We start from the raw sequence: 15,353 nt of genomic DNA, 5'->3' as shown, positions 1-15,353 counted from the left end.
TCTCCCCGAGCCCGCTGGTCGCCGGTGGTTTGCCGGCGGTCCGTGGTTTTTCTAGCGCAGCAGCCGGGAGATGGCCGCGCTGGCTTCGGTGACCTTGTCCACGACGATGTCCGGGTTGCCGGTGTCCCGGGACTGGTTGGCCGCGGAGACCACGCAGTGTCCGATGTGCTCCTCGATCAGCTGGACGCTGACCTTGTGCATGGCCGCGTTGATGGCCGAGATCTGGGTGAGGATGTCGATGCAGTACTTTTCGTCATCGACCATCTTCGCCACCCCGCGCACCTGTCCCTCGATGCGCTTTAGGCGACGCAGCACCGCGGCCTTGTCGCTGGTGTAGCCATGGCCCTCGTGGGCATCATGGATCTGTGCTTCGTGTTCCATGGTCCAGACTATACCCCTAGGGGGTATGGGGTATCAAGCGGAATTCGTGTGGTGTGGCTCGCAACCTGAGACCCGGTAAGCACGTGGCCTAGGTTTTTCCGCTTTGACGAACAGCGGGGATCGTTACAATGAGTGTTTGTCGCCGGCGTGCCCGGCGGCCGCCGACCGGGCAACCGGCCGGTGCCACAGGCGCAGCGGGGACCGGCAAGTCCCCGGCGGCGGTGCGGGATTCCTTTAACAGGGCCCGCTGCACGGGTGCGGCCCTCACCGGGGCTGCCGCGGGCAGCCGGGACGGGACCGGGCCGGGCGTGCGCCGAAACAATAGGGTGAAGCTTTCTAGAACATGTCCCAGGAATCCAAGAGCCGATCCGAGAACACCCGGATCGAGGACCCGCAGACCGAGGCGGTGGCCACGCAGGCCCCCCAGGAGGCGGTGCCCCCTGCCGCCAGCGTAAAGCGGGAGCACTCCTCGAAGGTCTATGCGCTGATGACCTCCGGGACCATCGTCTCGCGCGTGCTCGGGTTCCTGCGCACCGCGTTGCTGGCGGTGGCGATCGGCTCGTCGACCACCATGGCCGACATCTTCGAAAAAGCCAACGTCATCCCCACCATCATCTTCATGCTGCTGGCCGGTGGCATCTTCAACGTGGTGCTGGTGCCGCAGCTGATCAAGGCCTCGAAGAACAGCGACAACGGGCGCTCCTACACCTCCAAGCTGCTGACCCTGACCATCGTGGTGGTCGGCGCCGCAACAGTGCTGCTCACCCTGATGGCCGGGCCGCTGATCAAGGTGCTCACCCTGGGGTGGACCCCGGCCATGCTGGCCCTGGGCACCACGTTCGCCTTCTGGTGCCTGCCGCAGATCTTCTTCTACGGGGTCTACGCTGTGGTGGGCCAGGTGCTCAACGCGCACGGGCGCTTTGCGGCGTTCATGTGGGCCCCGGTGGTGAACAACGTGGTGCAGATCGGGGTGATCGGTGCCTTCATCGCCCTGTTCGGCGCGTACGGCGGGGATGCGAACCAGCTGGAGAACTGGAGTGCGGCCAAGACCGTGCTGCTGGCCGGCGGCTCCACCCTGGGCATTGCGCTGCAGGCGGTGGTGCTGTTCTGGCCGCTGCGCAACCTGGGCCTGAAGCTGCGCCCGGACTTCGCCTGGCGCGGCATGGGCCTGCGCCACGTGGGCAAGATCGCGATCTGGACGTTGGGCTCGATGACGGTGGGCAACATCGCCTCGCTGGTCAACTCCCGCTTCGTCTCCGCCGCCACCCCGGCGCGCCTGGCCATGCCCAACGGGGGCGCCTCGGTGCCCGGCGAATACGCGCTGAACACCACCCAGCTGATCACCGTGCTGCCGCATTCGGTGTTCGTGCTGGCCCTGGCCACCATCTACTTCAACGAGTTCACCAAGTCCTTCCAGGAGCAGCGCACCGAGGAGATCGGGCCGCTGCTGTCCAAGGGGCTGCGCACCTCCGCGGTGCCGGTGGTGTTCGCCACTGTCGCCTTCATCGTGCTGGCCGGCCCGCTGGGCCGGCTGTTCGCCGGTAGCTCCTCCACCGCGATGCTGCAGGGTGCGGCCATCGGCCAGCTGCTGCTGCTGACCGCGCTGGGCCTGCCGTTCAAGTCCGCGCACTTCTTCATGCTGCGCGTGTTCTTCGCCGACGAGGACACCAAGACCCCGATGATCATCCAAAGCATCATCGCCGCCCTGGGCGTGGCGCTGGCCTTCACCGCCACCGTGACGCTGCCGGCCGTGCAGATCACCGCTGCGGTGGCCCTGATCTACGGGGTCACCAACATCATCTCGGCCATCATCGCCCACTTCCTGCTGGTGCGCCGCTATGGGGACTACGGGATAGTGCACGTGCTGGACACCTATATCCGCATCGGGGCGATGGCCGTGGTCTCCGGGGTGGTTGGCGCCGTGGCGCTGGGCATCATGGGCGGCTACAACTGGGGCTTTGCCTGGTCCTCCATCCCGGCCGCGTTCCTGACCCTGGCCGTGGTGGGCGTGGTGATGCTGGTGGTCTACCTGCTGCTGCTGCGCATGATCCGCTCGGCCGAACTGGATAACTTCCTGGGCCCGCTGGCCCGCTTCGTGCCGAACCTGCGCCGCTAACCGCAGGTGCAAACCCGGGCCGGCGTTCACCCCCGATGCCCGGAAACAGTGTGGCCTACCCGGCGTTCTGGGCGGCGCCGGGCTGCCGGGAATCGCGGGGCGTGCACGGTAAGCTGGGGCGTGTGAGCACGATAGATCTTCATCTGCGCCCGATTTCCACCGCCGAACACACCGCCTTCCTGGAGCGCACCAGCCAGGTCAGCTTCCTGCAGCGGCCCGAATGGGCCCAGGTGAAGGGCGAATGGCGGGGCGAGTCCCTGGGCTGGTTCGCCGCGGATGAGCTGGTGGGCGCCGCGCTGGTGCTGCACCGCGGGCTGCCGGTGGTGCGCAAGACCCTGGCCTACATTCCAGATGGCCCGGTCATCGACTTTTCCACCTACACCCCGCGCCAGGTGCTGTCCCCGCTGGTGGACTACCTCAAGGCCCACGGGGCCTTCCAGCTGCGGCTGGGCCCCGGGCTGATGGTGCGTTCGTGGGCGCCGGGCGCCGTGCGCAAGGCGCTGGGCAAGGAGGGCATGCACACGCTGGCGGACCTGGAACCCAAGCACACCTGGGCCACCGCCGATGCGGTTCTCAGCGAGCTGCAGGCCATGGGCTTCGCCAAGCAGGACACCGGCATGGACTTCGCCGCCGGGCAACCCGAATACGTGGCCCGCATCGACCTGCATGATGAGCAGGACCAGCCGCTGGACGCGGACGGGGTGCGCGCCAAATACTCCTCCACCACCCGCAACGAGGCCCGCAAGGCCCTGCGCGGGCCGCTGGAGGTGGAGGTTGGCGGGCTGGAGGACATGGACCGCTTCCATGCCCTGTACCGGCATACCGCGGACCGCAACGAGTTCACCGGCCGTCCGCTGTCCTACTTCAAGAACATGTACCTGGCGCTGAACCGGGCGGTGCCCGGCTCCTGCACGCTGTATCTGGCCAGCCACGAGGGCACCGACCTGGCCGCCTCCATCGTGATCCGCTCCACCAACCTGTCCTGGTACATCTACGGCGCCTCGTCCTCCGAACAGCGCAAGCTCTTTGCCCCCAAGGCCATCATGGAACGCATGATCGCCGATTCCATCGCCGCCGGCAGCCGCTACCTGGACCAGGGCGGGGTGAGCCCCACCCTGGAGGCCGGCCACCACCTGGCGGGGTTGACCAAGTTCAAGACCAACACCGGCTGTGACATCATCCAGACCACCGGGGAATGGGACCTGGCGCTGATCAAACCGCTGGCCTGGGCCTTTGACAAGTACATGACCTGGCGCGCGAAGAAGTAGGCAAGGAAGCAGAGACTATGGCCAACCCATCCACCTCGATTGACCCCGCCCAGCCCTTCGTCCCGGTCATCCTCGGCGGGGACATCGGCACCTACACCCTGGCCAGGGAATTCCATGAGGCCTACGGGGTGCGTTCGGTGGTCATGCCCGCTGCCGGCAACGGGGTCATTGAGCATTCGGTGGCCATCGAGCTGCGTCCCATCGGCTCCATGGCGGATGAGGCCCGGGTGGTCCAGGCGCTGCGCGAGCTCGGGGAGGAACTGGCCGGCGAGGGCGAGCGGCCGCTGCTGCTCTTCGGGTCCCTGGACTACCACGTCATGCTGATCGCCCGGCACCGCGAGGAGCTCTCGGCCCAGTACGTGATCCCGTATCCGGAACTTGAGGTCATTGAACAGGCGGCGCTGAAGGAGAACTTCTATGCACTGGCCGAACGGCTCGGCGTGCCGCACCCGCGCACCCGGGTCTACCGTCCGGGCAACGCGGTGGCCACCGTGGTGGAGGGCCTGAACTTCCCTTTGATCGGCAAGCCCTCCAGTTCCGGGGACTGGATTGCCGCGAAGTTCGCCGGCAAGCAGAAGATCCACACGCTCAAGGACTTCCAGCAGCTTACCGACCTGCTTTCGCGCATCGACGCCAGCGGCTACGACTCGGGCTACATCCTGCAGGAGTACATTCCCGGCGGGGATGACGCCATGCGCCTGTGCACCTACTTCGCCACTGAGTCGGACTCGGGCACCGAGGTCGTCTTTGCCGGGTACGGGGAAGTGGTGATCGAGGAGCACGCCCCGTTGGTGCTGGGCAACTCGGCGGCGATTGTCACCGGACGGCACCGTGAGGTCGCCGAGGCCGGGGCCCGGATGCTGCGGGAGATCGGCTGGCACGGGGTGGCGATGATCGACGCGAAATACGACCACCGTGACGGGCAGGTGAAGTTCTTTGAGATCAACCCGCGTCTGGGCCGCAACCACTTCTACCTCACCGCGGCGGGCATCAACCCGGCCCGGTTCTATGTCAATGAATTCCTCGGCCCCCAGTACGACGCTTTCGACGTGCGCCGGCAACCGGCGGTGGTGCTTCAGGACGGGATGGCCCAGCTGCGGGAGGAGAGCCTGTTCACGGTGCTGCCCCACGCCCTGCTGCGCCGCTACCTGGACACCCCGACCGGCCGGAAGGCCGCCGCGCTGCTAAAGGCCGGCAAGGTCTCCAATCCGCTGAAGTACCGGGCCGAGAAGAACCCGCGGCGCAAGCTCTACCTGCTGCTGAACGCCGTCAACCACGTGCGCAAATACCGCAAGTTCCCGCCGCGCACGGCCTAGCGGCCACCCCGCCAGCCCAGGCGGCAAGCCCCGCCAGCAGCTGCGAACACTGGGGGAACATGGCAGTGCCCGGGGAATGATGAGTTCCCCGGGCACTGCCATGACCGGTTAGCGCCTTTTGGGCGGCCGGCTAGTGGTATTCGATGCGGTGCTGGCCGCGCGAGAGCACCAGGCCCAGGGCCAGCATGCCCACGCCCAGCACCAGGTGCAGCCAGTTGTCCGCGTCGTTGAGCGGAATGAAGTTGGCGGTGCTGTCAAAGTCAATGATCAGACCGTAGATCCACAGCAGCAGGTAGATGATGCCGCCGCCGATCAGGTAGCCCTTGGCCGCCCCGATGCTGCGGGCCATCACCAGGCCGGCGATGCCGAACAGCAGGTGGACCGCGTTGTGCAGGTAGGAGACCTGGAAGATGCCCAGCAGCTTCGCCTCCGAATGGTGGCCGGCGCCGGAGAGGGCATCATAGTTCGTGGTCACTCCCGGGATGAAGCCCAGGATGCCGACCAGCAGGAACACCACGCCGACCACCAGTGCGGCGACCTGCACGGCGGCGCGTGAGCGACTAGTTGTTGGATGATTCGTGGACATGGCTGATACTCCTTGAAGAGGGGTTCGGGTGAAACGGGCAACACCGACTCAGGTGGCAGTTCTTTGGAAAAAGCACGCCTTTCTCCGACACGAATCGGCCAGAACCTCGTGGTGGCGGACTCCTCGGTGCGGGTCCGGCGTTCTCACCATGTGTCGTTGAGGCTACCGCCGCCGTCAGGGGACCAGAAGACGGGGGTGACAAGACACAGCGGACATCCAGCATGGCTCCCGCACCCGCTGAGCGCCCCGGCCGGCACCGGCTACGCCCCGGGGCGCGGCCCTTGATACGCTGAGCTTCTCAAGCCACCGGCCCGTCTGTGGGCACCGGTTTCCTGCCCGCCCGTAATACTTTGCGGTTCCGGGACGCGGCAACGAAGCCGGTGGGTTAACTTAGGGGCAGGGGTTCTGCCCGAGCCCGAACCTCGAACCCCGGTCTGGTCTGCAGCAAAGGAGCACAGTCATGGGACGCAAAATCGTGCGTCGGCGCGTCATCCGCGCCACCCTTGACGGTGCCCGAAAGGTACGCGAGGAGAAGCTGGCCGGGGAGGAACCCCTGGAAATCCGGTTCGGCGCCACCGCCTACACCACCTCCATGCGCACCCCGGGGGACGACTTCGACCTGGTCGCCGGGTTCCTGCTGGCCGAGGGCATCATCAGCGGCAGCGAACAGCTCAGCTCAATGCGCTACTGCGCCGGCACCGACGCCGAGGGCAATCAGACCTACAACGTCATCGAGGTGCAGCTCGGGCCCGGAGCGCACCCGCCCGAACTGGCCGCCATGCGCAACGTGGTCACCAGCTCGGCGTGCGGGATCTGCGGCACCAACTCCATAGACGAGGTGCGCAAGAAGTCCGCGTTCCGCATTGGTCCACAGGACGGGAAGGTGCAGCTGGAGGTGCTGCTGGCCATGCCCGACACCCTGCGCGAATCCCAGAAGCTGTTCAGCCACACCGGGGGCGTGCACGCCGCCGGACTGTTCTCCACCGACGGGAAGCTGCTGGTGCTGCGCGAGGACGTGGGGCGGCACAACGCCGTGGACAAGGTGCTGGGCGCCGCCCTGCGCGCCGGCAAGCTGGCCCTGCAGGACACCGTGCTGCAGGTCTCCGGGCGGGCCTCCTTCGAACTGGTGCAAAAGGCCGCCATGGCCGGCATCCCCACGCTCACCGCGGTCAGCGCCCCCTCCTCCCTGGCGGTGGGGCTGGCCGAGGACACCGGACTGACCCTCGCCGCCTTCTCCCGGGGCAGCAGCGTCAACCTGTACACCCACCCCGAACGCGTCACCGGAAGCTGACCGACACCCGCACCAGCAGTACCGCCCGCACCATATCATGGAGGAACCCCTTGCACCGTCCGGCCCCCACCCAGGACATCAATGAAGAGGAACTGAAGGTCAGCGAGCCCCAGCGCAGCGCCGCCGGGGCCAAGGCGGTGATGGTCTCCATGGAACGCGGCTTCGCCGAAGCCGGGGTGAGCCGCACGCTGCGCTCCATGGCCCGGGTGAATCAGCGCGGCGGCTTCGACTGCCCCGGCTGCGCCTGGCCCGAGTCGATCACCGGGCGGCGCAAGCCGGCCGAATTCTGTGAAAACGGGGCCAAGGCCATCGCCGAGGAAGCCAGTGCCCGGGTGGTCACCCCGCAGTGGTGGGCCGAGCACCCGATCAGCGTGCTGCGGGAGAAAACCGAGTACTGGCTCGGCTCCCAGGGCCGGATCACCACCCCCATGATCATCCGGGCCGGGGAAACCCACTACACCCCGATCAGCTGGTCCCAGGCCTTTGCCACCGTCGCCGAGCACGTGAACGCCACCACGGCCGAACGCTGCGTCTTCTACACCTCGGGGCGCACCGCGAACGAGACCGCGTTCATGTACCAGCTGCTGGCCCGGTCGCTGGGCACCAACAACCTGCCGGACTGCTCGAACATGTGCCATGAATCCTCCGGTTCGGCACTGAACCCGACCATCGGCATCGGCAAGGGCACCGTGTCCCTTGAGGACTTCGAGCATGCCGAACTGATCTTTGTGGTGGGCCAGAACCCGGGCACCAACCACCCGCGGATGCTCTCCGCGCTGTCCGAGGCACGCAAGCGCGGGGCCCGGGTGGTGGCGGTCAACCCGCTGCCGGAGGCCGGGTTCTTCGGCTTCAAGGACCCGCAGACCGTCGGCGGCATGCTGGGCAGGCCGCAGGAGGTCAGCAGCGACTTCCTGCAGATCAAGGTGGGCGGGGACCTGGCCCTGTTCCAGGCGTTCGGGCACCTGCTGCTGAAGGCCGAGGAACAGGATCCGGGCCGCGTCATTGACCGGGACTTCATCGACTCGTCCACCGACGGGTTTGAAGCCTACCGCCGGGCCCGCCAGCACATCGACTGGGACGCCACCGAGCAGGCCACGGGCCTGAGCCGGGCGCAGATCACCGAAATCGCCCAGCTGCTGATCGCTTCCAAGGCCACCATCTTCTGCTGGGCGCTGGGGCTGACCCAGCAGCCGCACTCCGTGCCGACGCTGAAGGAGATCATCAACCTGTTGTTGATGCAGGGCAACTTCGGCAAGCCCGGGGCCGGGGCCTGCCCGGTGCGCGGGCACTCCAACGTCCAGGGCGACCGCACCATGGGCATCTGGGAGAAGCCCAGCGAAACGCTGCTGAGGGCCATTGACACCGAGTTCGGGATTCACGCCCCGCGCCAGCACGGGTATGACTCCACCGAAACCCTGCACGCGTTCGAGAACGACGCAGTGGACGTGTTCGTCTCCATGGGAGGGAACTTCGCCCTGGCGAATTCGGAGACCGAGCTGTTGGAAGCCGGGATGCAGCGGGCCAAGCTCACCGTGCACATCTCCACCAAGCCGAACCGCTCCCACGTGGTGCACGGGCAGACCTCCCTGATCCTGCCCACCCTGGGCCGCACCGACAAGGACGACAAGCACCCCGGCGGCGCCCAGTTCCTGTCCGTGGAGGACTCCATGTCCGTCATCCACTCCACCCAGGGGCGGCTGAGCCCGGTCTCCGAGCACCTGCTGGCCGAACCGGTGATCGTGGCACGCATGGCCACCGCCATCCTCGGCGAGGACCATCCGGTGAACTGGCGGGCCATGGCCGAGGACTATGACGTGATCCGCGAGCATATTTCCCGGGTGGTGCCCGGGTTTGAGGACTTCAACCGGAGGGTGCGGCAGAAGAACGGGTTCGTGCTGCCCAACCCGCCGCGCGATTCGCGCTCCTTCGCCACCGACATTGGGCGTGGGCGCTTCACCGTCAGCGGGTTCGAGGCCCTGCACGCCCCCGAAGGCCACCTGATCCTGCAGACCATGCGTTCCCACGACCAGTACAACACCACCTTCTACGGGGTGGATGACCGCTACCGGGGCATCAAGGACGGGCGCCGCGTGGTGCTGGTGCACCCGCAGGACCTGCAGGACCTGGGGTTCACCGACCGCCAGCTGGTGGATGTGATCTCCACGTTCCGCGGCACCGAACGCCGCGCCAACCGCTTCCGGCTGATCTCCTACCCCACCGCGAAGGGGTGCGCCGCAGCGTACTTCCCCGAGGCAAACGCCCTGGTGCACCGGGACCTGGTGGCGCGCGAATCCAACACCCCGGGATTCAAGGCCATGATGGTGCGCTTCGTGCCGCACACCGAACAGCCCGGCCCCACCCTGGACAGCTAAGCCAGCCAGACCCCGCCCCCGCCGCCACACCTGATATCGAGGCCCATGAAACCTACTGCCACCCCACCACCGCGCGGCTTCGCCACCGTGCTGGTGATGGCCTTCATCCTGGCGGCGCTGAACCTGCGTCCGGCGGTGACCTCACTGGGCGCCCTGCTGGACCCGGTGATTGACGGGCTGGAAATGAACGGGTTCGTGGCCGGCATGCTCACCGGGGTGCCGCCACTGTGCTTTGCGCTGCTCGGGCCGTTGGCACCGCGCCTGGCCGGGCGGCGCGGGCCGGAGCTGGTGGTGATCGGTGCCATGGCCGCCATCCTGCTGGGCATGGTGCTGCGTTCCATCGCCCCGAGCACCTGGCTGTTCCTGCTGTGCACGGCCCTGGCGCTGACCGGCATCGCGCTGGGCAACATCCTGATGCCGGTGCTGGTCAAGCGCTGGTTCCCGCACCGGGTGGGAATGGTGACCGGGGCCTACACCACGGCGGTGGCGCTGGGCGCCTCGGCGGTGGCGGGGATCGCGGTGCCGGTCAACGAGGCGCTGGGCGGGAACTGGCGGGTGGGGCTGGGCGTGTGGGCCACACTGGCCGCCCTGGCCTTGGGCGTCTGGCTGGTGGTGTACTTCGGGCTGCGCAACCAGATCGCGGCACGCCAACAGCAGGCCGGCGCGTTCAGTGAGGGCAACGGGATCGGGCCGATGTGGCGCAACGCGACCGCCTGGTGGGTGGCCATCTTCTTCGGCACCCAGGCCTCGGCCGCCTACATCTTCATGGGGTGGGCCCCGAAGATCTTTACCGGCTACGGGCCGGCGCCCGGGTACGCCGGGGCGCTGCTGGCCGTGATCCTGGGTGTGGGGGTCCCGCTCTCGTTCATCATGCCGGCCCTGGCCGGACGGTTCCGCAACCAGCGCCCCCTGGTGCTGGTGACCGGGACGGCCGGGGTGCTGGCGGTGGCCGGGCTGCTGACGTACCCGGCACAGGGCGCGATGCTGTGGGCGGTGCTGCTGGGGGTGGCCGGGGCGAACTTCCCGCTGGCGCTGACCATGATCGGGCTGAAGGCGCACACCGCCGCCGGGGTGGCCAAGCTGTCCGCCTTCGGGCAGAGCGTGGGCTACCTGATCGCCTTCCCCGGCCCCTTCGCCGTCGGTGCCCTGCATGAGATGACCGATTCGTGGACGGCCCCGGTGCTGCTGCTCGGGGCGCTGATGGTGCTGCAGACCGTGTCCGGGATGATGGCCGGCAAACCGCGCTACGTGGAGGACAGCACGCTGGTGCGGGTGTAGCCGCCGGTTGTGGCGCGGCACCCTGCCGGGATTTGCGGTGCGTCATAGACTGGGGTTGTGGAAGGTTCAGGTAGCTCTCGCATCGCCAGCCTGCTGTGGTCTGCGGCCGTCTTCCTGGCCGTCCTGCTGCTGGCGCTGCTTGCCGATCCCGCCCGCTGGTGGGGTGCCGGACACCTGGGCTACCTGCTGGGCCTGGGCGGTTTCTCCCTGGGCTTCGCCCTGCTCACCGCGCTGGGCCAACGCGCCTCACGGCTGACCCTGATCCTTGCCGCCGTGGGCATCTGCGGGTACCTGAGCGTGGGGCTTCCCGCGTTGGGGCTGGTGGTGCCGCTCCTGCTGTTCCCGGCCGCCGCGACGGCCGCCGGGCTGCGCTTCTTTACCCTGACCGTGATGTTGGGGCTGATCATCCTCTCCCTGGGCGTGCGGCTGGTGCGCGGGGAGCAGACCCAGGTGGTCCTGGGCTATGAACTGCTCGCCATCCTGGCGCTGAGCCTGCTCGGGGTCGCCCTGGGCGAAATGATCGCCACCCGGCGCCGGCTGGCCGACCGCGCCGACAAGCTGCAGGAAAGCCGGCATGAACTCAAGGGCCTGGCCACCCTGCGGGCCCGGGCCGAGGCCGGACAACGACACCTGGGGGAGCGGCTGCGGGTCTCCCGAAGGCTGCATGACCAGCTCGCCCACCATCTGGCGCTGGTCTCCCTGCACACCAACGCCGCCCTGGAGGAAGTGTCCGGGGATGAGGCGGCCACAGTCAACCTGGAACACGTCCGTGATTCCTCAGCCAAGGCGCTGCAGGAGCTGCGGCGCACCGTGGACTCCATGGACCAGGACGGGCTGGGGGACCGGGACGCCGGTACCCTGGGTGACATTGAGGAACTGGCCTCCACGCTGCGGGACGCCGGATTGCGGGTGGAAGTCAGCGCCCCCGGGGTGGACCTGGATGACCGGTTGCCGATCTTGCTGTTGCGCCTGGTGCGGGAAGCGGCCATCAACGCGGTGCGGCATGCCGACACCACCCACCTGGTGGTGTTCCTGCGTCTGGAAGAGTCCGAGGGACAGGAGCATTGGTTGGTCTCCGTGCGCAATGATGGTGTGCGCCGCGGGGCCAAGGACGCCGTGGATGGTCTGGGTTTGGCGATGTTGCGTCAAAAGATCAGTGAAGCCGACGGAAGCGTGGAATGGGGCCGGCTGGGGCGCCACTTCCTGCTTTCCGCAGAGATTCGAGCCACGCAGACGGACAAGTCCTGAGCCGCCATTCCGGGCAAAGACCGGTGGCTCTGGTTCTGCCGCAGTGCTCAGGCTAGAGTGAGCTCACCGCGCAAGCGCGGGAACAATTGGTCGGAAGGCCGGTACCGTCAGGAGGTCACGATGGGGGAATTTCGGGCGTATACCATGCAGGAGCGCTCCACGTATCTGGCGCCGTCATGCGAACGCTGCGGCCAACACCGGCACGTCATCTGGGAGCAGGTTGAGGGGACGGATAAATACATTCCACGCGATGCCGGCTGCTCAAATGAGGCCTGCACCGCCTAGCCCAGCTGAAAAGCAGCAATAAGGGCCAGCCGCGCTTCGGACCGCCGTCCAGAGTCCGTCCCGCAGGCGCTGGCCCCGCGGACTTGAGCCAAAAATGAGCTTTCGGGCATGGCGCGAGTCACCAGAAACCCGTACGCTTGGAAACAAGCTCTGCTAGCCAACATCGAACAAGCTGCCAGCCACCTGTTGGTCCTTGTTCGTCAGGGACATGTTAGCCTGCGGCGCGACGAGAAGGGGGAGACCCCTATCGTCGCGACGACGAAAAGGCCTGATCATGTCCCCATTTTCTGGAAATTCGCCTGTTAACGCCCGTGTTCGGGAGCTGCTTGGGTCCCGTGAGGGCCGCCAGTACCTGGAATCCAATGAATGGATCCACGGGATGCCCATTCTTGTCACCCAACCCTTCCAGCCGCTGGAAGAGGCCCTGGCCCTCACCGCCCGCTACGACGGCTCGGTGCTGCTTGCGGTGCTGGGAAAGAACGATGACGCGCTGCGGATGCTGCACATTTCCCGTTCCTGCGCCGACCTGCAGCCCGTGGAGGCAACACCCCAGGACATGGTGGTGTGGGACCTTGTCGAACGAGCCACCCGTTCCTGCCTGGTCACCTTTCGGATCAGCCATTGGAGTTCCAGCGCCGTCGCGCACGTCCTTCCGTCCTTTAGCGTTCAGGGCAGCGAACGGCGCGGCTTCTATCGGCACGAGCTGGTCTCAACACGGGTTGATCCCTGCGTGAATTAGCATCCGGCGGGCAGCGAAGCCTGCCGGCCCGGGGCAACCGCTGGTGATGCTCCCTGCCTCCGCTGGGTAGATGCTCAAAACCCTTTCGCGTGTCCTGGAAATCCGTAACGTGGGCGGTGACCGAGGTTGCCAACTGTGAAGGAGAACCAGCATGTCCAATGACGATACGCGCAAGGTAGTTGAGATCCTGAAGGACATTCGCGTCGCCATGGTGACGACCCACGGACCGGACCGGCTCTACAGCCGCCCGCTGACCGTCATCGATGTCACCGAGGACGGGGACCTGTGGTTCTTCACGGTCACCGAAACCGATCTGGTCCGCGAGATTGAAGCGCGCAGTGAAGTGAACGTGTCCTTTGCCGGGAACAAGAAGTGGGTTTCCGTGGCAGGCAACGCCCGCATCGTGCGGGACGTTGAAAAGAAGCGTGAACTGTGGAACTCCATGGTCGAGACGTTCGTGGGAGAGGACCCCGAGGCCTCCAACGTGGTGCTGGTGCACGTGGACTCCGACTCTGCGGAATACTGGGAGAACCCCGGCGGTGCAGCCAGCGTGGTGGCCAGCTGGGTCAAGGAGAAGTTCACCGACAAGAGCGCCCACCCGGGCGACTCGGGCACCGTGGACCTGTAGCCCCTACCGGCCCTGCCCACAGGATAAAAAGAGGCGTAGCCTCGACCAGATCCCCTAGGAGGAAGGTCGAGGCTACGCCTCTGTCGGTGCCCAGCCTGCTGTTCGGGCCACTGGCCTCAGGGATGCCGTTTATTCGTCATGCCCCTGATCCTGGCTCATGGAGCCCTCGGCCGGTGGGGTCTCTCCGGGCGGTACGCCGCCGCCCGGTTCCAAGCCGGTGATGTTGTCCTTGACCGGGTCAGGGTTCGAGGTGGCACCGGCCTGCTTCTTGTCGACCTGGTTTTCCTCGTCCTTGTCGCTTCCCGGACGGGATGAAGAGTGCTTTGTCATCGGGACACTTCCTGTTCGTAGTCGGTTTCCCTGGCGGTGAGGCCTAGTAGTTGGCCGGCGGGTCGGAGGCCGGGAAGGATTCCTTCTCCCATTCCTTCACGATGCCCTCGTCTTCGCCCTTGCCGTTGCGCTTCTTGGCACCCTGGTCCTGCTGTTCGGTTGCCTTGTCCGGCTGGTCATTCTCGTCCAGATTCTGGTTCTGCTGATCATCCGAGGTTGGTTCCTGGGTCATTTCTCTTCCTTCGCTCGTGATCGGACATTGTGCGGCAGAAGGCCGGTCCAGAATGAACACCCTTGGCAGGGCGGTTCCTTCTGGTCGAAGCCAGCACCTACGTGGAGACTAACCAGCGCCGCAAGGCGCAATCAATGGCTCGCAAAATCATGCATGTTTTTCTCAGGAAGAGTGCGCATCGTCGCGCCAAGCACTTGGACCGCTGTTCACGTCATGGCCTCCTCCGGGGTCACCGTTGGCGCTGTGCGCGATGGACTGCTGAGTGCCGTGCAAGCTTCGCGGTTCCATCTGGGAAGCCCTGACCGCGTTCCTGATTTTCACCGCCGCATCCTTTGAAGGAACCGAAATCGAGTTCAGTTGGCGGGGGTTCGTCGCCTAGAGTTAAACCTGCGGCAATCGAAGGGAACACCATGTCTATACGTTCATTTTTCGCGCGGATCTTCAAGCTGGGCCAGGCCAACGCCAACGCGGCCCTGGACGCCGTTGAGAACCCGAAGAAGATGCTGGATCAGACGGTGCGTGACTACACGAACAACATTGCCGAAGCTGAATCAGCCGTGGCCCAGACCATCGGCAACCTGCGCATGCAGGAAGAAGACCACGCCAAGGCCCTGCGTGAGGCCAAGGACTGGGGAGCGAAGGCGCTGGCGGCCTCCAACAAGGCCGACGAGTTCAGCGCGGCCGGGGATGAGCAGAACGCACAGAAGTTCAACCAGCTGGCGACGGTGGCCATCCAACGCCAGATGTCCTGCGAGAAGCGGGCCGCCGGACTGGAACCCACCATCCAGACCCAGCGCGAGGTGGTGGCCCGGCTCAAGGACGGGCTGAACTCCATGAAGTCCAAGCGCCAGGAACTGGTGTCGAAACGCGATGAACTGGTGGCCCGCGCCCGCAACGCCAAGACCCAGGGGCAGATGCTGGATGCGCTCAAGTCCCTGGACATGAGCGACCCAACCTCCGAGGTGGGTCGGTTTGAGGCGCAGGTGCGCCAGGAGGAAGCCAAGGCCCGCGGCGCCGCCGAATTGGCTGCCTCCTCGCTGGACGCGCAGTTCGCCGAACTGGACAATCTGGGCCAGGACGCGGAGGTGGAGACCCGCCTGGCGGCTTTGAAGCCCAGTGCGGACATCGTGGACGAGGCTCCGGCGCGCAGCGGCGAAATCGCCGCGGGTGCCCCGCAGCCTTCCGAGGTGGAGGCCCGGCTGGCCGCGCTGAAGAAGGATCGTTCCTAGTCCGTTGGCTTCCAGCGACGACAGGCCTCCGCCGCTAAACCCTGTGGTTTAGCG

At 66.5% G+C, this 15,353-nt stretch carries 14 protein-coding genes; 10 read left to right on the top strand and 4 right to left on the bottom strand.

Annotation, left to right across the window (positions count from 1 at the left end; translation table 11 throughout):
* Nucleotides 1–51: 51 nt before the first annotated feature.
* Nucleotides 52–381, bottom strand: coding sequence for a metal-sensing transcriptional repressor (locus RCJ92_RS00470; protein WP_054821742.1), 330 nt, complete (start codon nucleotides 379–381; stop codon nucleotides 52–54).
* Nucleotides 382–724: 343 nt separating this feature from the next.
* On the opposite strand from RCJ92_RS00470, the gene murJ reads away from it, so the two are divergent.
* From murJ to RCJ92_RS00455, 3 genes are all read left to right on the top strand, one after another.
* The gene (gene murJ, locus RCJ92_RS00465; RefSeq protein ID WP_446753429.1) at nucleotides 725–2,497 is read left to right on the top strand and encodes a murein biosynthesis integral membrane protein MurJ; all 1,773 of its coding nucleotides are present in this window, start codon (nucleotides 725–727) and stop codon (nucleotides 2,495–2,497) included.
* A 122-nt stretch (nucleotides 2,498–2,619) separates the two neighbouring features.
* On the top strand, nucleotides 2,620–3,765 hold the full coding sequence (locus RCJ92_RS00460; protein WP_421014346.1) for a lipid II:glycine glycyltransferase FemX: 1,146 nt from the start codon (nucleotides 2,620–2,622) through the stop codon (nucleotides 3,763–3,765).
* A gap of 17 nt (nucleotides 3,766–3,782) precedes the next feature.
* Complete coding sequence (locus RCJ92_RS00455) at nucleotides 3,783–5,081, top strand: carboxylate--amine ligase (protein WP_446753428.1); 1,299 nt, start codon at nucleotides 3,783–3,785, stop codon at nucleotides 5,079–5,081.
* 130 nt (nucleotides 5,082–5,211) lie between these two features.
* Here RCJ92_RS00455 and RCJ92_RS00450 read toward each other — a convergent pair whose 3' ends face one another.
* On the bottom strand, nucleotides 5,212–5,667 hold the full coding sequence (locus RCJ92_RS00450; RefSeq protein WP_446753427.1) for a DUF4383 domain-containing protein: 456 nt from the start codon (nucleotides 5,665–5,667) through the stop codon (nucleotides 5,212–5,214).
* A gap of 460 nt (nucleotides 5,668–6,127) precedes the next feature.
* Here RCJ92_RS00450 and fdhD point away from each other — a divergent pair, with 460 nt between their 5' ends.
* The 6 genes from fdhD (at nucleotide 6,128) to RCJ92_RS00420 (ending at nucleotide 13,508) form a co-directional block, all read left to right on the top strand.
* Entirely contained in the window at nucleotides 6,128–6,958 is an 831-nt protein-coding gene (gene fdhD, locus RCJ92_RS00445; protein WP_421014344.1) for a formate dehydrogenase accessory sulfurtransferase FdhD, read from the top strand.
* 50 nt (nucleotides 6,959–7,008) lie between these two features.
* Nucleotides 7,009–9,330, top strand: a complete 2,322-nt coding sequence (locus tag RCJ92_RS00440; RefSeq protein WP_360027270.1) for an FdhF/YdeP family oxidoreductase — start codon at nucleotides 7,009–7,011, stop codon at nucleotides 9,328–9,330.
* A 45-nt stretch (nucleotides 9,331–9,375) separates the two neighbouring features.
* Nucleotides 9,376–10,608: a CynX/NimT family MFS transporter gene (locus RCJ92_RS00435; protein WP_446753426.1), complete on the top strand. Its 1,233-nt coding sequence runs from the start codon at nucleotides 9,376–9,378 to the stop codon at nucleotides 10,606–10,608.
* Nucleotides 10,609–10,665: 57 nt separating this feature from the next.
* Nucleotides 10,666–11,856, top strand: a complete 1,191-nt coding sequence (locus RCJ92_RS00430) for a sensor histidine kinase (protein ID WP_446753425.1) — start codon at nucleotides 10,666–10,668, stop codon at nucleotides 11,854–11,856.
* A gap of 559 nt (nucleotides 11,857–12,415) precedes the next feature.
* Nucleotides 12,416–12,880: a hypothetical protein gene (locus RCJ92_RS00425; RefSeq protein ID WP_446753424.1), complete on the top strand. Its 465-nt coding sequence runs from the start codon at nucleotides 12,416–12,418 to the stop codon at nucleotides 12,878–12,880.
* A gap of 151 nt (nucleotides 12,881–13,031) precedes the next feature.
* Nucleotides 13,032–13,508 (top strand): pyridoxamine 5'-phosphate oxidase family protein, encoded by a 477-nt coding sequence (locus RCJ92_RS00420; protein WP_446753423.1) that lies wholly within the window; start codon nucleotides 13,032–13,034, stop codon nucleotides 13,506–13,508.
* A gap of 129 nt (nucleotides 13,509–13,637) precedes the next feature.
* Here the strand turns inward: RCJ92_RS00420 and RCJ92_RS00415 are convergent, their stop codons facing one another.
* Together RCJ92_RS00415 and RCJ92_RS00410 are read right to left on the bottom strand one after the other, a co-directional pair.
* Nucleotides 13,638–13,838 carry a DUF6480 family protein gene (locus RCJ92_RS00415; protein ID WP_054821062.1) on the bottom strand — a complete coding sequence of 67 codons (201 nt, stop codon included), beginning with the start codon at nucleotides 13,836–13,838 and terminating at the stop codon, nucleotides 13,638–13,640.
* A gap of 43 nt (nucleotides 13,839–13,881) precedes the next feature.
* Nucleotides 13,882–14,070 (bottom strand): hypothetical protein, encoded by a 189-nt coding sequence (locus tag RCJ92_RS00410; protein ID WP_054821063.1) that lies wholly within the window; start codon nucleotides 14,068–14,070, stop codon nucleotides 13,882–13,884.
* Nucleotides 14,071–14,480: 410 nt separating this feature from the next.
* Between RCJ92_RS00410 and RCJ92_RS00405 the strand changes: the two genes are divergently transcribed.
* A complete protein-coding gene (locus RCJ92_RS00405) occupies nucleotides 14,481–15,299 on the top strand; it encodes a PspA/IM30 family protein (RefSeq protein ID WP_446753422.1) in 819 nt (272 codons plus the stop codon).
* The last annotated feature ends 54 nt before the right edge of the window (nucleotides 15,300–15,353 follow it).

The organism is Glutamicibacter sp. BSL13 (genome assembly GCF_052928425.1).
The sequence above is the reverse complement of the archived record's forward strand: the minus strand, read 5'-3'. Positions and strand labels throughout refer to the sequence as shown.